Origin of the sequence: Dyella sp. 2HG41-7 (genome assembly GCF_021390675.1) — a bacterium.
GTDB lineage: Bacteria > Pseudomonadota > Gammaproteobacteria > Xanthomonadales > Rhodanobacteraceae > Dyella_B.
In genome coordinates this window covers 142,523-163,178 of record NZ_JAJEJV010000004.1, presented here as the reverse complement: position 1 = coordinate 163,178, position 20,656 = coordinate 142,523, and the positions used below count along the sequence as shown (strand labels likewise).

The 20,656-nt window shown below is 61.2% G+C and carries 24 protein-coding genes; 21 read left to right on the top strand and 3 right to left on the bottom strand.

Features of this window, described 5'->3' with window-relative positions; genetic code table 11:
- The first annotated feature begins 3 nt into the window (after positions 1-3).
- The 10 genes from L0U79_RS02115 to L0U79_RS02070 all read left to right on the top strand — a co-directional run bounded on the left by L0U79_RS02115 (position 4) and on the right by L0U79_RS02070 (position 8,440).
- Positions 4-249: a hypothetical protein gene (locus L0U79_RS02115; protein WP_233840240.1), complete on the top strand. Its 246-nt coding sequence runs from the start codon at positions 4-6 to the stop codon at positions 247-249.
- A gap of 44 nt (positions 250-293) precedes the next feature.
- The gene (locus tag L0U79_RS02110) at positions 294-698 is read left to right on the top strand and encodes a GFA family protein (RefSeq protein WP_233840239.1); all 405 of its coding nucleotides are present in this window, start codon (positions 294-296) and stop codon (positions 696-698) included.
- Between the two features lie 22 nt (positions 699-720).
- Complete coding sequence (locus L0U79_RS02105; RefSeq protein ID WP_233840238.1) at positions 721-1,347, top strand: glutathione S-transferase; 627 nt, start codon at positions 721-723, stop codon at positions 1,345-1,347.
- Between the two features lie 124 nt (positions 1,348-1,471).
- The gene (locus L0U79_RS02100) at positions 1,472-2,176 is read left to right on the top strand and encodes a YafY family protein (RefSeq protein ID WP_233840237.1); all 705 of its coding nucleotides are present in this window, start codon (positions 1,472-1,474) and stop codon (positions 2,174-2,176) included.
- A 71-nt stretch (positions 2,177-2,247) separates the two neighbouring features.
- Positions 2,248-2,862 (top strand): ParB/Srx family N-terminal domain-containing protein, encoded by a 615-nt coding sequence (locus L0U79_RS02095; RefSeq protein ID WP_233840236.1) that lies wholly within the window; start codon positions 2,248-2,250, stop codon positions 2,860-2,862.
- Positions 2,859-4,508, top strand: a complete 1,650-nt coding sequence (locus tag L0U79_RS02090; RefSeq protein WP_233840235.1) for a SulP family inorganic anion transporter — start codon at positions 2,859-2,861, stop codon at positions 4,506-4,508. Before L0U79_RS02095 ends, L0U79_RS02090 begins: the two co-directional genes overlap by 4 nt.
- The gene (locus L0U79_RS02085) at positions 4,505-6,262 is read left to right on the top strand and encodes a DUF885 family protein (protein WP_233840234.1); all 1,758 of its coding nucleotides are present in this window, start codon (positions 4,505-4,507) and stop codon (positions 6,260-6,262) included. Before L0U79_RS02090 ends, L0U79_RS02085 begins: the two co-directional genes overlap by 4 nt.
- A gap of 208 nt (positions 6,263-6,470) precedes the next feature.
- Complete coding sequence (locus tag L0U79_RS02080) at positions 6,471-6,866, top strand: MbcA/ParS/Xre antitoxin family protein (RefSeq protein ID WP_233840233.1); 396 nt, start codon at positions 6,471-6,473, stop codon at positions 6,864-6,866.
- 94 nt (positions 6,867-6,960) lie between these two features.
- On the top strand, positions 6,961-7,647 hold the full coding sequence (locus L0U79_RS02075) for an RES family NAD+ phosphorylase (protein ID WP_233840232.1): 687 nt from the start codon (positions 6,961-6,963) through the stop codon (positions 7,645-7,647).
- 127 nt (positions 7,648-7,774) lie between these two features.
- The gene (locus L0U79_RS02070) at positions 7,775-8,440 is read left to right on the top strand and encodes an SGNH/GDSL hydrolase family protein (protein ID WP_233840231.1); all 666 of its coding nucleotides are present in this window, start codon (positions 7,775-7,777) and stop codon (positions 8,438-8,440) included.
- Between the two features lie 3 nt (positions 8,441-8,443).
- On the opposite strand, the gene phhA is transcribed toward L0U79_RS02070, so the two are convergent.
- Positions 8,444-9,337, bottom strand: a complete 894-nt coding sequence (gene phhA, locus L0U79_RS02065; RefSeq protein ID WP_233840230.1) for a phenylalanine 4-monooxygenase — start codon at positions 9,335-9,337, stop codon at positions 8,444-8,446.
- 155 nt (positions 9,338-9,492) lie between these two features.
- On the opposite strand from phhA, the gene L0U79_RS02060 reads away from it, so the two are divergent.
- The gene (locus L0U79_RS02060) at positions 9,493-9,966 is read left to right on the top strand and encodes an Lrp/AsnC family transcriptional regulator (protein ID WP_233840229.1); all 474 of its coding nucleotides are present in this window, start codon (positions 9,493-9,495) and stop codon (positions 9,964-9,966) included.
- A 1-nt stretch (position 9,967) separates the two neighbouring features.
- Here L0U79_RS02060 and L0U79_RS02055 read toward each other — a convergent pair whose 3' ends face one another.
- The gene (locus L0U79_RS02055; RefSeq protein WP_233840228.1) at positions 9,968-11,260 is read right to left on the bottom strand and encodes an MFS transporter; all 1,293 of its coding nucleotides are present in this window, start codon (positions 11,258-11,260) and stop codon (positions 9,968-9,970) included.
- Between the two features lie 68 nt (positions 11,261-11,328).
- On the opposite strand from L0U79_RS02055, the gene L0U79_RS02050 reads away from it, so the two are divergent.
- From L0U79_RS02050 to L0U79_RS02005, 10 genes are all read left to right on the top strand, one after another.
- Entirely contained in the window at positions 11,329-11,931 is a 603-nt protein-coding gene (locus L0U79_RS02050; protein WP_233840227.1) for a TetR/AcrR family transcriptional regulator, read from the top strand.
- 68 nt (positions 11,932-11,999) lie between these two features.
- Positions 12,000-12,800 carry a lysophospholipid acyltransferase family protein gene (locus L0U79_RS02045; RefSeq protein WP_233840226.1) on the top strand — a complete coding sequence of 267 codons (801 nt, stop codon included), beginning with the start codon at positions 12,000-12,002 and terminating at the stop codon, positions 12,798-12,800.
- On the top strand, positions 12,797-13,816 hold the full coding sequence (locus tag L0U79_RS02040; RefSeq protein WP_233840225.1) for an alpha/beta fold hydrolase: 1,020 nt from the start codon (positions 12,797-12,799) through the stop codon (positions 13,814-13,816). The genes L0U79_RS02045 and L0U79_RS02040 overlap by 4 nt, the downstream gene beginning before the upstream one ends.
- Before the next feature lie 146 nt (positions 13,817-13,962).
- Positions 13,963-15,537, top strand: a complete 1,575-nt coding sequence (locus L0U79_RS02035) for an MBL fold metallo-hydrolase (RefSeq protein ID WP_233840224.1) — start codon at positions 13,963-13,965, stop codon at positions 15,535-15,537.
- Between the two features lie 168 nt (positions 15,538-15,705).
- Complete coding sequence (locus tag L0U79_RS02030; protein ID WP_233840223.1) at positions 15,706-16,329, top strand: YbhB/YbcL family Raf kinase inhibitor-like protein; 624 nt, start codon at positions 15,706-15,708, stop codon at positions 16,327-16,329.
- A 154-nt stretch (positions 16,330-16,483) separates the two neighbouring features.
- On the top strand, positions 16,484-16,639 hold the full coding sequence (locus L0U79_RS02025; protein ID WP_233840222.1) for a DUF1328 domain-containing protein: 156 nt from the start codon (positions 16,484-16,486) through the stop codon (positions 16,637-16,639).
- Positions 16,640-16,711: 72 nt separating this feature from the next.
- Complete coding sequence (locus L0U79_RS02020) at positions 16,712-17,074, top strand: hypothetical protein (protein WP_233840221.1); 363 nt, start codon at positions 16,712-16,714, stop codon at positions 17,072-17,074.
- A 36-nt stretch (positions 17,075-17,110) separates the two neighbouring features.
- Positions 17,111-17,584 carry an ABC transporter ATP-binding protein gene (locus L0U79_RS02015; protein ID WP_233840220.1) on the top strand — a complete coding sequence of 158 codons (474 nt, stop codon included), beginning with the start codon at positions 17,111-17,113 and terminating at the stop codon, positions 17,582-17,584.
- Entirely contained in the window at positions 17,581-17,898 is a 318-nt protein-coding gene (locus tag L0U79_RS02010) for a hypothetical protein (RefSeq protein WP_233840219.1), read from the top strand. Before L0U79_RS02015 ends, L0U79_RS02010 begins: the two co-directional genes overlap by 4 nt.
- 155 nt (positions 17,899-18,053) lie before the next feature.
- Positions 18,054-19,070, top strand: a complete 1,017-nt coding sequence (locus L0U79_RS02005; RefSeq protein ID WP_233843812.1) for an AI-2E family transporter — start codon at positions 18,054-18,056, stop codon at positions 19,068-19,070.
- Between the two features lie 151 nt (positions 19,071-19,221).
- Here L0U79_RS02005 and L0U79_RS02000 read toward each other — a convergent pair whose 3' ends face one another.
- The gene (locus L0U79_RS02000; protein ID WP_233840218.1) at positions 19,222-20,655 is read right to left on the bottom strand and encodes an efflux transporter outer membrane subunit; all 1,434 of its coding nucleotides are present in this window, start codon (positions 20,653-20,655) and stop codon (positions 19,222-19,224) included.
- Between the last annotated feature and the right edge of the window lies 1 nt (position 20,656).

The following is a 20,656-nucleotide window of genomic DNA, read 5'->3' as shown; positions in this document are numbered from 1 at the left end:
GAGATGAGCAACTTAATCGATCGCGTTTTGACGATGTATCGGCCGATGTATCTGCGCGGCTTGCTGATGGACGGTCAATATCGATTGCCCGCGACGCCGGAAAAAAAGCCGGAGAAAGGGGCCAAAGTGATTGAAGTCACGCCGGCCTTCGATCCGAAGCGTCGTCGCACGTTGGTAACAAAAACGCCCGCTGTAGGCCTACACGCACGGTCGCGGAACGAACCTTCCGGCGGCATCAGCGGCGCGTAACACTGCGCTTTCGGCCAACCCACTTTTCATTCAAGGAATCGACCATGCAAAAGACCTATCACGGCAGTTGCCATTGCGGCGCGGTAAAGATCGAAGCGGATATCGATCTCACGCAGGGTACCGGACGCTGCAATTGCTCGATTTGCAGCAAGGCGCGGCAGTGGGGCGTGATCGTGAAACCGGATGCGTTTCGCCTGATCCAAGGCGAAGGCGATCTTTCCGATTACCAATTCGGCAGCCAAAGCATGCATCACTTGTTCTGTAAGCATTGCGGCGTGCGTCCGTTCGGCAAAGGCAATCTGGATGTCTTAGGTGGCGAGTTCTACTTCGTCAACGTGCACTGCCTGGACGACGCGCAGCCGAGCGAATTGATCGATGCGCCGATGCATTTCTCCGACGGACGCAACAACAACTGGCAGAACGCGCCGGTCGAAACGCGTCACCTTTGATTCGCACGGGGAGCTAAGCGACATGAATCGGAAAGTCATTTTTTATCACGCGCCGAATAGCCGCTCCGGCGGCACGCATGCGTTGCTGGAAGAGCTCGGCGCGGATTACGAGTTGCGTCTGGTCAACCTGAAAAGCGGCGAACAACGCCAGCCGGCGTATCGCGCGATCAACCCCATGGGCAAGGTTCCGGCGATCCGTCACGGCGATGCGCTGATTACCGAACAACCGGCGGTTTTTCTCTATCTCGCCGACCTGTACGCGGATGTCGGACTCGCACCGGCAATCGACGATCCGTTGCGGGGCCCGTATTTGCGCTGGATGGTTTACTACGGTTCGTCGTTCGAGCCGGCGCTGGTCGATCAATCGTTGAATCGCGCGCCCGCGCCGCCGTCCACGTCGCCTTATGGCACGTGGGACGATGTGCTCAATACCTTACATACACAGCTCGCGAACGGTTCGTACATGCTCGGCGAGCGTTTCACCGCCGTGGACGTGTTGTGGGGCGGTGCGCTGCATTGGGCCACCATGTTTCATCTCGTGCCCGAAACGCCGACGATTCGCGCCTATATCGAACGCGTCATTACGCGTCCGGCCATGCAACGCGCCGCGGCCAGGGATGCCGAGTTCGTCGCGCAGCACGCGGCATGACGTAGGCGGACAGGTCGACCATCATGCGGACATCGAACTTGCACAAGGCTGTCTTGCGAACTGCGACAGCCAGGCATGACTTCGGAGGCTGGCCTGTCGGGCGAAGCTGGGCGATCATGCGCGGATGCGTCGTGCCGATCGCCTCTTTCTCATCATCAACGCCCTGCGCGGTCGACGTACCGCGCTGCAGGCGCGTCAGCTCGCGGAAACGCTGGGCGTATCGTTGCGCACGGTCTATCGCGACGTGGCCGATCTCCAACTTTCCGGCGTACCCATCGAAGGCGAAGCTGGCGTGGGGTACGTGCTGCGCAAGGGCTCGGATATTCCGCCGCTGATGTTTACCGCCGAGGAACTCGAATCGTTGGTGGTCGGTACGCGCTTTGTGCGCGCGTTTGCCGGCGAGAAACTGGCGGCAGGCGCGCAAGCCGCGCTGGTGAAGATCGAAGCGGTGTTGCCGCCGGAGCTGCGCGAGCGCTCGTCGCGCACGCGCATCTACGCGCCGATCTGGCGAGACGAAGAATCCACCGCATTCGCGGCGCGTATTGATCAACTGCACGGCGCCATCGAAGCGCAAAACGTGTTGCGCTTGTTCTATCGCGACGAAGTGGGACATACCAGCGAACGCGAAGTGGAACCCTTGTGCTTGGCGTTCTGGGGCGGCAAGTGGACCTTGGGCACCTGGTGTCGTTTGCGGCAGGATTTCCGCAATTTCCGGCCCGATCGCATCGAACGCCTGGAGGAATCGGGCGAGATATTCACCAGCGCGCCCAATCGCGATCTGGCGTCGTATCTGCAAGCCATGCGCGGTTATTACTCCGGACTCGAATAACCCCGCAATCTCGCCCCTCATCGCCTCTTCCGTTACGCTCCGTAAACCAGGGCTACCGCAGGAGTAAGGTCATGTCGTCAGGCGTGCGTCATCCTCTGTTGTCGATTGCGCCGAGCAAGCTGCGTCCCACGCAAATGACGGTGGGCAAGGCAGAAGTCGCGGAAAAGCGTGCCGATTGGGAAAAACTCGGCAAGAAAAAGCGCAAAGAGCTCCTGGCTGCGCATTGGTTTCCCGGCGTGCTGGGACCCAAGCAGCAAGTGTTTATCGTCGATCATCATCACCTCGGTCTGGCCTTGCTCGAAGAAGGCGTGAAGGATGTCCCGGTGATGATTCAGCGCGATTTTTCGTGGCTGGAGCCGGACACCTTCTGGCGCACGATGGAGTTCAACCGCTGGGCGCATCCGTACGACGAACACGGCCAGCGGCAGACGTACGATTCGATTCCGCGCAGTTTGAACGGCTTGGCTGACGATCCCTATCGCACGCTGGCGGCGCGTGTGCGCATGGCCGGCGGCTATTCCAAAGACGCCACGCCCTATTCGGAATTTCTGTGGGCGGAGTTCTATCGTCGCCGCATGAAGCTCAAGGGTGAGCGCGTCACGGTCAAACAATTGCAGGATGCATTGATGCTCGCCCATTCGCACGAGACGGCATATCTGCCGGGTTGGAGCGGGCAAATCCAATGAACGACACGGCCGCTTCGTCGACACGCATCGTCGATGTGCTGGCAGGTTTGGCGATTGCAGGATTGCTGCTGCCGGAGGCCGTTGCGTATTCGGGCATCGCGGGCATGCCGCCGCAGGCCGGCGTGGTGGCGCTGTTAATCGGTCTGGTTTGCTACGGACTGTTGGGCACCAGCCGCTTCGCCATCGTGTCGTCGACATCGTCTTCTGCGGCGGTTTTGGCCGCAGGAACGTTGTTGCTGGCGGGTGGTTCGGTAAGCCGCGCGGCGGTGGCGGCGACGCTGGTGTTGTTGGGCGGCTTCTGTTTTCTGATTGCCGGCGCGGCGCGCCTGGGCGGGTTGTCGCATCTCATCGCGCGTCCTGTGTTGCGCGGTTACACATTCGGCTTGGCGGTCGTCATTGCGCTCAAGCAGCTTCCGCATTTGGGCGGCTGGCCCGATCTGCATGGCGATTTCGTGCCGTTGCTGCTCTTCGATCTCGTGCGCACATCCGGGCAGGTGCAGGCGATCACGCTTGGCGCGGGCTTGCTTGCACTATTGTTGCTGTATGCGTGCGAGCGCGTGCGTCGCTTGCCGGGCAGTTTGCTGGTAATCGCGCTTGGCGTGGCCGCTTCCGATTGGTTGGCGGCGCATGGCGTGCCGTTAACGGGCACGATTCATCTGCAGATGGCCATCGGCATGCCTGCGTGGCCGGCAAGCGGCCAGTGGCTGCCGAGCGTGGAAATGGGCGCGGCGTTGCTGTTGATTCTGTACGCCGAATCGTATAGCTCGATTCGCGGTTTCGCGCTGAAACACAACGATACCGTGTCGCCGAATCGCGATTTGCTCGTGCTTGGCGTCGCGAACATCTTGAGCGGTTTGTGTCAGGGCATGCCGGTCGGCGCTGGTTATTCGGGCACGTCCGCCAACGAAGCGGCCGGCGCGCAATCGCGTCTGTCGGGTTTGGTGGCAGCGGCAACCGTGCTGCTGATGGTGCTGTTGTTGTTGCGTTGGATCGAACGCATTCCGTTGACGGTGCTGGCGGCCATCGTGATTCACGCGGTGAGCAAGTCGTGGCGCGTATCGGTATTTCGGCCGTATTTGCAATGGAAACGTGACCGCCTGCTCGCGCTCGCCGCGGTGGTGGCGGTGTTGTCGCTGGGCATTTTGAACGGTTTGTTGGTCGCCATCGCGTTTAGCCTGATCTTATTGTTGCGTCAGCTCGCTTCCACGCGTTTGAGCGTGCTCGGCCGTCTTGCCGACGGTCACGATTTCGTCGACATCGCGCAGCATCCGAATGCTGTGCAACCACCGGGCATTCTGATTCTTCGCCCGGAAGAGCCGCTGTTTTTCGCCAATGCGGAATCGGTGATGACGCTGGCACGCGCGCAGGTCGAACAACGGCACGATTTGAAGCAGGTGATTCTTAGCCTAGAGGCCTCGTCCGACCTGGATAGCACGGCGCTCGAATCGCTCAGCGATTTTTCGCTATGGCTGCAAGCGCGCAACATAGGCCTGCACGTGGCGCGCCTGCGGGACGAAACGCGCACGCTGCTGCTGCGCGCCGCCCTGCCCCAGCTTTCGCCACAGGCACTCAACAACTGGAGCGTGGAAGATGCGGTGTCGGCATCGAAGAACGCGCCGTCCACCACGGGGAATCACACAGAGTGAAACACGCAACACGTATCGCGTGCGTGGCGGCAGGCTTGCTGCTGACCGCGCCGGCTTTCGCGCAGCAAAATGCAGACGCGCGCTTCAAGCAGATCTACGAAAAGGAATGGGCGTGGCGCACCGGGCAGGCGGGCGTCAGCGCATCGGGCGAATCGCAGCCGAATAACGGCCGTCTCGATCAGGTCGATGCGAAACGGCAGCAGGCGCGCCTGGATTACTGGCAGAAAGTGATGAGCCAGCTCGACGCCATCGACGCCAAACAGCTATCGCCTGCCGAGCAGGTGAACTACGCGGTCTATCGCGAACAAATCCACAACTTCATCGCTGATCAGACTTTCATGCAGTGGCAGATGCCGTTCAACAGCGACTCGGCCTTTTGGAGCGAGTTGTACGACGATCTCGGCGGCGATGGACTGCGCACCGAAACCGACTATCGCCGTTACGTGGATCGTCTGGGTCAGGTGCCTGCGTATTTCGATCAGGAAATCGCCAATATGCGCGCCGGGCTGAAGCGCGGTTTCAGCGTGCCGCGTGCGGTGTTGAGCGGGCGCGATGTTTCCATCGCATCGGTCGCCGATGCGAAAGACCCGACGCAGACGGCGTTCTACGCGCCGCTGCAGCATATGCCGTCGAGCATTCCGGCGGTCACGGCCGCCGCCATTCAAGCCGATGCGCGCGCGAAAATCAGCGGCGACGTGATTCCCGCCTACGGCAAGCTGCTTACGTTCTTCCGCAACGAGTACGTGCCGCAGGCGCGCAGCACGTTAGCGGCGGAAGCTTTGCCCGACGGCAAAGACTATTACCGCCAGCAAATCCGCGAATACACCACGCTGGATCTCGACGCCGACACCATTCACACGATCGGGTTGACGCAGGTCGAAAAGATTCACGCGCAAATGTTGCAGGTTATGCAGCAAACCGACTTCAAAGGCAGCTTTGCGGATTTCCTGCATTTCCTGCGCACCGATCCGCAGTTCTACGCCAAAACGCCGGACGAGCTGCTCGATAAAACGGCGTGGGTCGCCAAGGAAGTGGACGGCAAGGTCGGCAAGTTCTTCGGCCATCTTCCGCGTGAACGCTTCACCATCCAGCCGGTGCCGGACGATATCGCGCCGTATTACACGTCAGGCCGTGGCGGTCCGGACGTCTATCTCGTCAACACCTACGACCTGCCCTCGCGCCCGCTCTACAACATGCCGGCGTTGACTCTGCATGAGTCGTATCCCGGCCATGCCTTGCAACTGGAACTGGCGGAAGAAGAACACGACCAGCCCGCGTTTCGTCGCAACGGGTACATCTCCGCGTATGGCGAAGGCTGGGGTTTGTATTCCGAATACCTCGGCAACGAGATGGGTATCTACAAGACGCCGTATCAGCGCTTTGGTTACCTCACTTACCAAATGTGGCGCGCGTGTCGATTGGTGGTCGATACCGGCATCCATCATTTGGGTTGGACGCGCCAGCAGGCGATCGATTTCATGACGGAAAACACGGCGCTTTCCGATCGCGAAATCGCCAACGAAGTGGATCGCTATATCAGCTGGCCGGGACAGGCGCTGTCGTACGAGCTGGGATATCTGAAGTTATTGGAGCTGCGCGCCAAGGCGGAGAAAGCGCTGGGGCCGAAGTTCGATATCCGCGCGTTTCACGACACAGTGTTGTCGACCGGTTCCGTGCCGTTGCCGGTACTGGAGCAGCGGATTCAGCGGTTTATCGATGCGGGCGGGCCGGAGCCGGATTACGGCGTGCACTAGTTCCCTCTCCCCTTTGGGGAGAGGGTTAGGGTGAGGGGCGAATCTTGCGGGACAGCTGGTTCGAAGCGGCGCTTTGTTGAAATCTGAGGCCAGCCTTGGCCCCTCACCCCGGCCCTCTCCCCGGAGGGGAGAGGGAGGAAGCCCGGTCATTGGCGAAAACTTCACCTATAGAGTAATATGCCATCAAACTCTATTGGGAGAGTCGCCTATGACCGCCCATGCGTTGCCCCAAACTCTGCCGGCCGACGAACTCAGCGGCCCTGCCCTGCGCGCGTTTTTCAATCTGGCCGACCGCTGGAATCTGCGCATCGCCGAGCAGCGGAAGTTGCTGGGCGATCCGCCGGAATCCACGTTCTACAAATGGAAGCGTCAGCAGGATAGCGTGCTGGGACGCGATACGCTGGAACGCATCAGCTATCTATTGGGCATCTACAAGGCGTTGCAGATTCTGTTTCCCAACGCGGACCAGGCCGATACGTGGTTGCATAAACTCAATCAGGCGACGTTGTTCGGCGGACAGTCCGCGCTGGAGCGCATGCTGTCGGGCAACGTGAGCGATCTGTACGTGGTGCGGCAGTATCTGGATGCGCAGCGCGGTTGGTAAGACCCCCGTCGCAGTCGGCGAGAAGCCGCTACGGCAGTATTCGAATCGAACAGGGAAGAACAAAACGATGCGGTAATGCGCCGCGGAATACGCCATGCCTATCGATACGCCCCCTCTTCGCCGCATTCGCTGGTCGCACGCTTACCGCATCGTGCCGAGTCGTTTTCCGCCGGCGGGATTGTTCGATCGCATTGCCGATCCGGCCGATCTGGATGCGATCTTCGCCATCGAAGCCTTGACCAATCCGCGTCTGCGCGACGAAGCCGACACCTTGCGGCTCGTGCCGAAAGACCGTCGCATCAGCGGTCCCGGTTCGACGCCGGTGATGGCGGCTTTCACGCATCTCAATCCGGAAGGCAGTCGCTTTTCCGACGGCAAGTGGGGCGTGTTTTACGCCGCGCGCAGCGTGATCACCGCCGTGGAAGAAACGGTGTATCACCGCGAACGGTTTCTCGCGGCCACGTCCGAACCGGCATGCGATTTAGAAATGCGCTGCTATCGCACTAGCATCGATTGCAAACTGCACGATATTCGCGGCGCGTGGCCGGACGCGCACGATGCCGACAGCTATGTCGCGAGCGTCAAACTTGCGCGCACGTTGCGTGAAGAAGGTTCCAACGGCATCGTGTACGACAGCGTGCGTCATCGCGGCGGCGAATGTCTGGCCGCGTTTTATCCCGACGTGGTTGCGCCGTGCATCCAGACGCAACATCTTACTTATCGATGGGACGGCAAGCGCATCGCGCGCGTGTTCGAAGTCAACGAAGTAAAGCGCGGATAGCGCTAGTCCACACGATACGCGCAACGGGACTATGATCGGATGCACCCACGATCGTTGCATGACGATCATTCGCGTCGCCGTTACTTCTCCTCCGCTTGTCAGCAAGGGGCCATGCCCCGGGAGCATCATGAAAATTTTGCTATCGCTGTTGCTTGCCTTCGCGCCGTGTTTTGTTTTCGCAGCTCAAACGAATCACGCGTATTGGAATTCCGCCATCGCCGCATTCGAAACTTCAGATCGCGCTAATCCGCCGCCGCAAGGCGCGGTGTTGTTTATCGGCAGTTCGTCGATTGAGCACTGGAAATCGGTCGCGGCGGACTTTCCGGAAGTGAAAGTGATCAATCGCGGTTTCGGCGGTTCGGAGCTGAGCGATTCCACCTATTTCGCCGATCGCATCGTGGCGCCCTATCGCCCGCGCGCGATCGTTCTGTATGCCGGCGACAACGATTTGTGGGACGGCCATAGCCCGCAACAAGTGCGCGACGACTTTGTCGCCTTTGTGCAGAAAGTACGCGCGGAAGATCCCGGCGTGCCGGTCGCCTTCGTCGCGATCAAGCCCAGCATGGCGCGCAAGGCGCTGCTACCGAAGATCAAGCAAGCAAATGATTTAGTGCGCAGCTACGCGGCGACGCAAAAGAACGTCGCGTATCTGGATGTGTATACACCGATGCTCGGTGCGGACGGTCAGCCGCAACCGAAATGGTTTATCCAGGACGGCTTGCACATGAACCGCACGGGTTATGAGCTCTGGATCGGCATCATCAAACCGTGGGTGGATGCGCACGCGCGCTGAAAGTCAGGTATCCGCGTCCTTGGCGAAACCTTCGCGCGTACCGCGCGTAAACACGCGATCGCTGTCGAGCACATCGGCAGCGGCGTGCGCGGTGTGTTGTTTTAGCTCGGCATAGATCGGCGTGAAGTCCGGGCGCGTCGCGTCGAACAGCTGCTCGAAGCTGTCGATCACGAAATAGGTTTGCTGATACGTGTCGATGCGGTAGCGCGTATTCATCACGCGCTCCAGGCCGAAGCCGATGCGATTAGGCGCCGCGGAATCCAGGCAGTAGATCGATTCGCCCTTCGAACTGACGATCCCCGCGCCATAGATGCGCATGCCTTCGTCGGTGTTGATGAGTCCGAATTCCACTGTGTACCAGTACAAGCGCGTGAGGTTCATCAGCGCTTCCGGCCCAATGCGGAACGCTTTCATGCCGCCGCGGCCGTAGGCTTGCATGTAATCGGCAAAGATCGGATTGAGCAGCAACGGCACGTGGCCGAACAGATCGTGGAAGAGATCCGGCTCGCTCAGGTAGTCGAGCTGTTCCGGTTTGCGAATCCACCAGCTCACCGGGAAGCGACGGTTTGCGAGGTGATCGAAAAACACCTCGTCCGGCAGCAGCCCTTCGACTGCCACCAATTCCCAGCCCGTCGTTTCACCCAGCACCTTGTTGAGGTCGCTGAATTTCGGGATGCCGCCGTCGCCCAAGCCGAAGCGTTCCACGCCAGCGAGAAATTCTTTGCAGGCGCGTCCGGGCAGCAATTCGCGCTGACGCTTGAACAGCGTGTCCCACACCTCGTGATCGGTACGGGAGTAGTTCGCCCAGGGCTGCTCCACCACGCCCGTGGCGTACACCGGCACGTAACCGCGATCGGTCTGTTGATGTTCAACGCGGCGGGGGGTGGTGTTTTCCATGGCTGCTCCGTGGCGTCTAGGAGGGATTCCTACCGGTCGGTAAGCAAAATCATAGGTCTCAGACGACGCAAAATGGTTGTTTTATTGTTGACTTTGCAGGCAAAAGTGCAATATTCCATCGCCTAGGCCGCCAATTACAGAACAATATTGCAGTAATGGAACTCGATCGCACCGACTTGCGCATGCTCGCCGTCCTACAGGCTGAAGGGCGCGTCACCAATACCGAACTGGCCGAACGGGTAAATCTGTCCCCCTCAGCCTGCCTGCGTCGCCTGCAGCGCCTGGAAAGCGAGGGCGTATTGAAGGGCTACAGCGCGCAAGTGGATCCGGAGGCCGTCGGTTTAGGCCTACAAGCGTTCGTGCGTGTGCAGCTGACCCGGCACGAGGGCGACGTGATCGAGCGCTTCGTCGAGCGTGTCAGTGGTTGGGATGAGGTCGTGGCGTGTTACGCGCTGACCGGCGACATGGATTACTTGATGCATGTCTATGTCGCCGATCTGCAGCACTTCTCGCGCTTTCTGCTGGATCGTTTGCTCAACGCGTCCGGCGTCGCCGACGTGAATTCCAGCTTCGTGCTGCGCACGGTGAAGCGTTCGGCTGCGTTGCCGCTGACGCAGCTCGAACGTTGAATCACGCGCTTTCGTTGGCGAGCGTGCCGCGAGGCAGCGATGCATCGCGGCGCTGAATGCGCAGCGCGAGGAAAGCGGCTACCACGCCTGTTGCGCCGGCAATCACGAACGGCGTGAGATAGCTGCCCAACTGCACGCGCAACACGCCCGCCATAAATGCAGCAGTGGCGGCGCCAATTTGATGACCTGCAACGACCCAACCGAACACCACCGGCGCATCGCGTTCGCCGAATGCATCAGTAGTAAGACGCAACGTCGGCGGTACCGTGGCGATCCAATCCAATCCGTAGAAGACGCCGAACAACGACAGGCTGTACAGCGAAAAATCGGAGTAGGGCAGATACATCAACGACAATCCGCGCAGCCCGTAATACACGAACAGCAATTTGCGCGGATCGAAGCGATCGGTCAGCCAACCCGACACCGTGGTGCCGATCAGATCGCACAAACCCATCATCGCCAGCACGCTTGCCGCGCGTACTTCCGGAATGCCGTGATCGCCGCACATCGCGATGAAATGTGTGCCGATCAAACCATTGGTGGTGAATCCGCACACAAAGAACGTCGCGAACAACAACCAGAACACGCCGCGCTTGCTCGCGCGACGCAAGGTGCCAAGCGTCAAGGCGAACAAGTTTTCCGATGAGACCTTGACATTGATGGGTTCGTGCGACGTCGCGCCATAACGCGTCAGACCGATCTGCGCCGGGCTCTCCGGCATCAGCCACACCACCAGCGGCACCAGCACCGCACACACGGCGGCGATCGTCAGCACCACAGGCTTCCAACCCGCGTATTCGGCAATAGCGGCCAGACCAGGTAGAAAGATCAGCGTGCCAGTCGCCGTGCTCGCGGTAAGCAAACCCATCATCAGCCCGCGATGCTTACTGAACCAGCGGCCGACTACCGTTGCACCAAGAACCACCGCAACACAGCCGGTTCCGGCTCCCGAAAACACGCCCCAGGTCAGCAGCAGATGCCACGGACGCGTCATCAGCGCGCTCGACGCCGCGGCCAACGCCATCACCGCGAGGGCGATGATCAGCACGCGCCGGATGCCGAATCGCTGCATCAGCGCCGCCGCGAATGGCCCCATCAGGCCGTACAGCAGAATGCCGACCGCCGCCGCGAACGAAATATCGTCCCGGCTCCAGCCAAACGCCTGCCCCAGCGGCAGCATCAGCACGCCGGGCGTGGCGCGCATGCCGGCCGAGGCCAGCAGCGCCAGAAAGACCACGGCGACCACCACGAAAGCATAGTTTTGGCCGAAAGGCCGGCGACGTTGTATAGTCATGTTACCGATCGGTACGGGACGGATGTGCAGAGTACGTACCGATCGGTAACATTGTCAACCGGTCCGTTATGTCCATGCGTTCTAAACCGCCATCCCAGCCCGAATCCGAAACGCCGCGCCGCGCGGCCGACCGCATTCGCGACACCGCCTTCGACTTGTTCTACCGCGAAGGCATCCGCGCGATCGGCGTGGAAGAGATCGTCACGCGCGCCGGCGTCACCAAGCCCAGCCTGTATCGCGCCTTCGAATCGAAGGACGAACTGATTGCTGCGTATCTGCGCGATTACGATCAGCGTTTCTGCCAACGTTTCGAAGCGCCCGGCGCCGATCATCCGGGCGATCCCAAAGCGCAATTGTTGGCCTATCTGGACTACCTCGCGGTGCGCGCCAGCAGCGAGGGTTACCGCGGCTGCGGTTTGACCAACGCGGTGATCGAATATCCCGAACGCGAACATCCCGCGCATCAGGTCGCGGTCGAAAGCAAGCAAGCCCTGCGCGAACGATTGCGCGCGATGTGCCGCGACATGGGCGCGCGCGAACCCGACGATCTGGCGGACAGCTTGTTGCTGTTGATCGAAGGCAGCTACGTATCGGGCCAAACCTTCGGTGAAGGCGGCCCCGCGCGCATGCTCGGCATCGCCGCACGCCGCTTGATCGACGCCGCGATTTAAACGTTGCATCGTCAGTGCGCGCGCGTACTGCTTAACTCGCGGCCGATTAACGCTAAACTAACTCGCTGATGAGTACCGACGCCGTTTCTACCCCGGACCGCGACCTGCTGCGCCCACTGCGTTATGTGTGGCGCGTGCCGCTGCTGCTCGTGCATATCGTGCTTGGCATCTTTCTGTGCGGAGGCATCCTCACGTGGAATCGCCACGCGGTGATGAAGAACGGCCGCGAACCGTTTACGCACCGCATGATCCGCGCGTGGTCCACCGGATTGATGCGCATCTTCGGTTTGCGTTCCGTGCGCGTCGGTCAGCCGATGCCCGACGCCGTGTTGTTTGTCGCCAATCACACCTCGTGGATCGATATCGAACTGCTGCACAGTCAGCGCGCCGCGTGTTTCGTCGCCAAAGCAGAAATCGCGGGTTGGCCGCTGGTGGGCTGGCTGGCGTCGAGCGGTGGCACTATTTTCCATCGCCGCGGCAGCAATCATTCGCTTGCGGCGGTGATGCAGGTGATGGTAGAGCGCATGCGCGAAGGTCGCTCCGTCGCGGTATTTCCCGAAGGCGGCACCGGGCACAACGGTGTGCTGAAAGTGTTCCACGCGCGCATTTTCCAAGCGGCAGTGGACGCGGAAGTACCTGTGCAACCGGTCGCGTTGCGCTTTGTGCGCGACGGTCGTCGCCAGATCGACGCCGGCTTCCGTTCGCACGAAAACTTTATGCAGAACTTTCTGCGCATGCTCGGCGGCCCGACGATGGATGCCGAAGTGCATTTTCTCGAACCGGTGCAAATCAGTTCGGATGGTCGTCGTCGCATGGCCGAGCTGGCGCGCGAGCGCATCGCGGCCGCGCTCGAGGATCGGCCTGCATGACCCTACCGCAAGGACGCGATTTCCATCCGCACTGGCCGCTGACCAGCGGACATATCCAAACCATGCTTTCGTCCAGCGGTGTGCGCCGCCGTTTGCTGCCGCGCCGCGCTTATCGCGTGCTGGAAGGGGCGGAATCGGTGATGGTGGATGGCGGCAACGGCGTACGCCTCACCGGCTCCATCACGCGACAGAAAACGCAACCGACCTCGCGCGGACTGGCCGTGCTGTTTCACGGTTGGGAAGGCAGCGTCGATTCCACCTACGTGTTGCAGACTGGCAGCCGCCTGCTGGAAGACGGGTGGGATATTTTTCGTCTCAACTTTCGCGATCACGGCGAGAGCCACGGACTCAACGAAGCGCTGTTCCATTCCTGTCGCATCGATGAAGTGGTGAACGCGGTCGGCGATATCGCGAAACGTTGGCCGTCGCCGACGATCGCGCTGGCGGGATTTTCGCTGGGTGGAAATTTCGCCTTGCGCGTAGCGCTGCAGGCGCCTTCCAAAGGCATCGTGCTGAGCTATGCGTTGGCGGTGTGTCCCATTATCGATCCGAGCGAAGGTTTGTTTTCGCTGGAAGAATCCGCGCCGTGGTTTTATCAGGCGTACTTCATGAATAAATGGCGCCGTTCGCTGCGTGCGAAACAGGCGGCGTTTCCGAATGTTCAATATTTCGAATTGCAGGAACTGAAACAGGATCTGCGCGGACTCACCGAAGCGCTGGTGTTGCGCCACACCGATTTCGGTTCGCTGGAAGCATATTTGGACGGCTATTCCGTCGCGGGCCGCACGCTGGAAAGTTTGCAGATTCCGGCCACCATTCTGACGGCGCGCGACGATCCGGTGATCCCTGTCGACGCCTTCGAAAAACTGGAATTGCCGCCCAATATCGAATTGGACATCGCCGATCACGGTGGCCATTGCGGCTTTATTCGCGGCTGGGACATGACCAGCTTTTGCGACGACTACATCGCTGCCCGCTTCAACGCGATCGCCGCCGGTCAATCGCCGGTGGCGTAATGTGCGGCGCGATGCACGCACGCGAACCCTGCCAAGAGACACCCCGAACGACGTGACTTTCCGCAGGTGGATGCCTCTGTGCATCCGCGTAACTTGCGCGCCACTGCCCCACGATGAAAGAGACGGGGCGCTGCCGGGAAGCCGAAATGGAACGTCGCTTGACCCTCGCCGCGCTGATCGCGTTGGCGCTCACTCCTTCCGCATTCGCCGCCGATGTCCCTCAGGACGGCGACATCGTGAAAAGTTCATCCCACCCCGGTTGCGAGGGCATCGATGCGAAAGCGTGCGTCGATCAAGCCGTCGACGCGATGGGTGGACGGCAACGTCTCGCCGGCATACACAGCGCAAGCTATGAAGTGATCGGTCACACGGTGTTGTCGGAGCAATCGTATCGGCAGCAACCCTTTATCACCGCGTACGAGCGCGACAAAGTCACCGTCGATTTCGATAAGCAACGCGTGCTGCGCGATGCGCATATGACGTGGCCCGAAGCGGACGCGCATACGGCCGATATCGACGTCACTCTTGTCGCGACGCCACAAGGCGGTGTCTATCACACCAAACAAGGCGATTCGCCCTGTTCGCTCGCCGATCTTGACGACGTCAACGATACCTTGGCGCTTGGTCCTGAGCGCTTGCTGTTGAATGCCGCCGCCGCGGGCGATCTGCATTACGAACCGTCGCAATGGCTGCGCGCCACGCCACACAGCGTGATTGCGTTCACCTGGCAAGGCGTACCGATCAAAGTGCTGCTTAACGCCGACAACCATTTGCCGGATGCGTGGGAGCGCACGCGCACCTTCAAGGATTTTTGGTATGCGTGGGGCGATGTGCAGCAACGCGTCTACCTGGACAATTGGCATGTCGAACAGGGCGTGATCTACCCGACCAACCGCGTCGATTGGCGCAACGGCATGTGGTACGCCTCCGCGCAAATACTCGATCCAAGTTTCAATGCCGCCATCGACGAGAAATCCTTTGCGATGGACGCCGCCACCGCCGCGAAGAGCGCGCAATCGAAGGGATGGCATCGCCTTTTCAGCGACAAACAGCGCGTTGAGCTGGCGCCGGGCGTGGAGCTTTACCAGGGCGCATGGAATACCACGCTGATCAAACAGGACGATGGCGTGCTGGTGATCGAAGCGCCGATATCCGACAGCTATGTCCACGGCATTCTGGCGAAAGTGCGCAGCGAATATCCGGGCGCGCCGATCAAAGGCGTGCTCAGTACATCCGATTCCTGGCCGCATATGGCGGGCGTGCGGCAGGCCGTCGCCGAAAATGTTCCGGTCTACGTGCTCGATCTCAACAAGCCGCTGTTGAATCGCCTCGTCGACGCGCCGCATCGACTGCAGCCGGACGATCTGCAAACGCATCCCAAGGCGCCGCATTGGATCACCGTGGGCGATCGCGTGGAGATCGGCAAAGGCGACAACCGTGTGGTGTTGTATCCGCTGCGCGGCGCATCGACCGAGCGTCAGTACATGGTCTACTTTCCGGCGCGCAAATTGCTGTATGCGAGCGATACGCTGGCGATGAACGCCGACAACACGCTCTACGATCCGGATCTGATGTACGAAGTGATGCAAGCCGTCGCGCGCGAGCATCTGGATGTCGACACGGTCTATGCGATGCATCAGGGGCCCACGCCGTGGGTGGACGTGCGGCGCATGGTCGATCAGGCGAGCACGCCCAAAGGCGCTGGCAAGACGACGGGCTGATCGGTCGCCATTCCATCGACGGGCGCGCAGCATGGCCGCCGCTGTCACGACCGGATCATCGCGGTCGCGGTAAGCTGTACGGCCATGCTGCGATGCGCGCAGGCTTGCGCGGATTCCGGCGTGTCCCCACGTTGAATGCTTTCCGTCCGCACAGCCAAGGCGACCTTCATGCAACTTCGCAGCGACAATTTTGAAAACGGCAAGCCGATCCCGCCGCAACTGGCATTCGGCGCGCCCGGTCAGCCCGTGATGCTGTCGGATAACCGCAGTCCGCATCTGGCATGGAAAGGCGCACCTGCTGGGACGCGTTCGTTCGTGCTCACGTGCATCGATACCGATGTACCCAGCAAGCCGGACGATGTGAACAAAGAAGGCCGCACCGTGCCCGCCGACCTGCCGCGCGTGGAATTCGTGCATTGGCTGATGGCGAACATTCCCGCCGAATGCGGCGAACTGGGTGAGGCCGCGTGCAGCGACGAAATCACGCCTGGCGGCAAGCAAGAACCGTTCGGGCCACCCGGCAGCGTGCAAGGCGTCAACAGCTACACCGACTGGTTCGCGGGCGATCTGCAGATGGGCGGCACGTATCTGGGCTACGACGGCCCGTGTCCGCCGTGGAACGATTCGCTCGTGCATCACTATCACTTCCGCATCCATGCGCTGGATACGCCCAGCCTTTCTTTGGACGAAGGATTTTCCCTGGCTGAACTGCGCGCCGCGATGGCCGGACATGTGCTGGATGACGCCGAAATCGTCGGCACCTACAGTCTCAATCCCAATGTGCCGGCGTGAACGTCGCGCGGACGAGATGACATAGCGATCGTGACATCTCAATAGTGAGATGCGCGACGCACGCCGCAACGCCGATCTTCACGTTGGCGCAGCGCGGTGTATGGCACATGGAAAAGGGGCGCAGACAAGCGCCCCAGTCCGAAGGAGCGCGGCCATGTTGCACTACGCCTTGGTATTTTTGGTCATCGCCGTCATCGCCGCGCTCCTGGGTTTTACCGGCATAGCGGGTACCGCCGCATGGATCGCCAAAGTATTGTTCGTGCTGTTTTTGATACTGGCCGCCATCGCATTTTTCCGGCGCTCTAGCTGAACAGCACAAGGGAAAGTACCGCCAACGCCGCGGCAAACCGTTAGAGTGAAGACCTTGCAACGGGAGAACGTCATGAACAAAGAAGTCCAGACGCACGAGAACCGCGCGCACGACCGCATCGATAGCGGCGCCGAGCGCATCAAGCAGGCGACGTCCGATGCCGTCGCCAGCAGTAAGGAAAAATTCGACCGCGCCGCGGATCGCGTGGAAGAACGCGTGCACCAGGCCACCGACAAAGCTGCCAACGCCGCCGGCCGTGCGACCGACAAGGTCGCCGATGCCACCGAACGTGGCCGTGTCGCGTACGATCAAGCCCGCGATCGCGCCGACGAATGGTTGGAAGAAGTGCGCGAATACGTGCGCGAAAAACCCGTGCAGGCGGTGGCGATCGCCCTGGGCGCCGGCTGGTTGCTCGGCCGCATTCTGCGTCGCTGAGCTTGACCGGCGCATTTCCGAGCACGGGGGCCGTCCATGCACGATTCCGTGCACGATAACGACGCAGCGGGGCCGCCGCCGGACCCAACCGGCGAGCCGGCATCGAGCGGGCTGATCGACGAGTTCGCACGTTTGGCGCGCTCGGTGCGCAGCCTGTTCGGCGCGCAACTGCAGTTACTGGCCGCCGAGCTCGGGCTGGCGCGCAGCGCCGTGTCGTGGATCCTGGCGGCTGGCTTGGCCGCCACCATCGCCGGTGTCGGGCTTGGGCTCACCGTACTGGGCTTAATCGGGCTGCTGCTGGCCAAGTGGTTCCACTCCTGGATCCTGGCTTTCGTCGGACTCGCGGTGTTGGAAGTCTTGGCACTGCTCGGCGCAATTTTGCTGTTCCGGCGCTGCATGCATTGGATGAGTCTGCCGGCGACGCGCCAGGAATGGCATGCGATGATGCAAATCGCCGTGCAGAAGGCCGAGCAGGACATCGACGCCGACAAAGGGGGAGGCGTGACATGAGCTTGTTTAAACGACTTCGACAGGTGCGTGTCGCACGCGAACGCGTCGCGGCGTACCGCAACGAACTGGCCATGCCGGCCGCTCAATTATTGGAGCGCGGCTACCGACATCCACTGACGACCGTGGGCGCGGCCGCCGGCGCAGGGTTTGCGTTGGGCACGCTGGGCGTCGGGCCCATGCGCGTGCCGGGATTGGTGTCCCTGGTCAGTACGGGATTCGCCGAAGTCGTGGCGCACGGCGCGCGTTGGATCGCCGAATTCAGCGCGGACCAAAACGTCGATAGCGACAGCGACTACGAACGCGACGACACATGAGCGCCATCGAACGTACGACGCTGGAGAACACCGCGTCGGAGGATGGCAAAGCGCACGGCGCATCGACGTCGCCCGCATCCGCCGAGATCAGCAAGGAAGTCAAACACGCCACGCGCGGCGTGTATCGCTTGCGCGGTCACCTGCGCGGCATTCGCATGACGCTCAATGCGCTGCTTATGCTGGCCCTGCTTTACACCATCACCCTCGTCAAGGCGCTGATCATTCCGCTGGTGCTAGCGGCGTTTATCGGGCTTGCCTTGAATCCCATCGTGGCGCGCGGCACGCGTCATCACATTCCGCGCTGGCTTGGCGCCAGCGTGTTGATGCTCTCGCTGATCGCCGCCATTGGCGCTGGCATCAGCGCGCTGACGCAACCGGCGATGGGGTGGTTACACGGCGCGCCGTCGACCATCCGCAGCTTTGTACCCAAGCTCGAACACTTCATGCGCCCGTTGGAAGCGGCGGGCCGCGCGACGCAAACACTCGTCAACGGACACGCCGCGCGTCCGGATGCGACACAGGCCACCAGCGATGTCGCGATCAATATCTGGGATGTGCTCGCCAACGCGCCGAAGGTGCTGGCGGCCGTGCTTACCGTGGTGTTGCTGGTGTACTTCTTCCTGGTTTATGGCGATCTGATTCTGCGCCGGCTGGTCGAAATTGCGCCGAGCTTCGGCTACAAACGCCACGCCGTGAGCATCGTGCGCGGTATTCAGAGCGAAGTGTCGCGCTACATCCTCACCACCTTGGTGATCAACGCGTCGCTGGGTTTGGTCACGGCCGGCATGTTGACGTTGCTGGGCATGCCCGATCCGTTGCTATGGGGCACGGTGGCGATGTTCGCCAATTTCATTCCGTATGTCGGCGCCATCGTGACCACGACCACGTTGTTGTTCGTGGGCATGCTCCATTTCAACGAGCTGACCACCGCGCTGCTGCCGGCCTTGTGCTTTGCGTGCATTACCGCGGTGGAAGGCAATCTGATATCGCCGATGATTCTCGGACGACGCATGCGCGTCAGTCCGATCGCGATTCTGGTGTGGTTGTTGATCTGGGGTTGGCTGTGGGGCGTGCCCGGCGCGTTGCTCGCGGTGCCGATGTTGACCAGCGCCAAGCTGATTGCCGAACGCGTGCGCGGCTGGGAGTGGTTTGCGCGGATGGTGCAGCGCTGATTTTGACTGTCGCGCTCGTCATTCCGGCGCAGGCCGGAATCCAGTTTCAATACGTCGTGCGAAGCACTCTAAATCTATTTAGTGTCCTTCGGACGCATATTTGTACTGGATTCCGGCCTGCGCCGGAATGACGGTCGAGCAGGCGTAGAGATTACGGCGCTTGCGCGACTTGAGAGCAGCTGGCGTCGCCGCACGCTTCCCATCCGCCGCCCAGCGCCTTGTACAACGCCACCGCACGCGTATCGATCGTGCTTTCCGACTGCGCCAACGCATCTTCCGCGGAAAGCTGCACGCGTTCGGCATCCAGAAGTTCCAGATAACCGGTCGCGCCTTCCTGATAGCGAATGCGCGCGAGATCGGCTGCGCGGCGACTCTGCTCGGCTTGCGCGATCAGTTGCTCGATACGCGCATGTTCGGCGTTGTAGTTCACCACCGCGTTGTCCACGTCTTCCACGGCCTGCAGCACCGTGCGCTGGTAGTTCGCTTGCGCTGCGTCGGCGCGTGCTTCGCTGGCGTGCAGGTTCGAACGCACACGTTCCACGTTCAAGCCGTTCCACGTGATGCTCGGCGTGAACGACCACGCTCGCGATGCAATGCCGCCGAAGTCGTTACTGCGTCCCGATAGGAAGCCGAAAAAACCGCCGAGCGAGAGATGCGGAAAGAAATCCGCTTTCGCCACGCCGATGCGTGCCGTCGCGGCGGCGTACTGACGCTCCGCCACGCGCACATCGGGACGACGCGACAGCACATCGCCCGCATCGCCCATCGGCAGCACCGTCGATATGGGCTTGAACGTGGTCGGCGACACATCGACATCCAACTCGCCCGGACGCTCGCCAAGCAACACGGCAAGCCGATACTCGTATGAACGCGCTTGCGCATCGAGCACCGGCAATTGCGCTTTCGCCGCGCTGAGCTGCGCGCTTGCGCTAGCGACATCTTGTTCCGACGCCGTGCCGATCTGTGCGCGGGCGCTAATCAGTTTCAGCGAATCGGACTGGTTGGCGATATTGCGTTGCGCGATGGCGAGCCGCTGTTGCGTGCCGCGCAGTTCGAAGTAATTGCGCGCCACTTCGGCGAGCAGGCTCACTTGTGCATCGTGCAACGACGCCTCGCTCGCGCCAAGATCGGCGCGAGCGGCCTCGACGGAGCGACGCACGCCGCCGAACACGTCGATTTCCCACGACGCATCGAACCCAGCCTGATACGTGTCGACCGGAACGCGCTGCGTGGTGAAACCGGGTTGCTGTTCGATGGAACGGCTATACGCAGCCGTCGCATCGAGGGTCGGCAACTGATCCGACTTTGCGCTACCGAGCAAAGCGCGCGATTCGGCTAGCCGCGCTTGCGCGATACGCAAGTCGAGGCTGCCCTTGGCCGCGTGCTGAATCAGCGCGTCCAGCACGGGATCGTTGAACTGCTTCCACCAGGTCGCCTGAAATTGCGCCTGATTTTCGCGCGTCGCATCCACGCCCTGAACATTCGCTGCGGCCGTGTTGGGGGTTTTGTAATCGGGCCCCACGCTGGCGCATCCGGCCAGCGCGAGTGCTGCGAACAAAGCGGTATTACGAAGAAAACGTGTCATC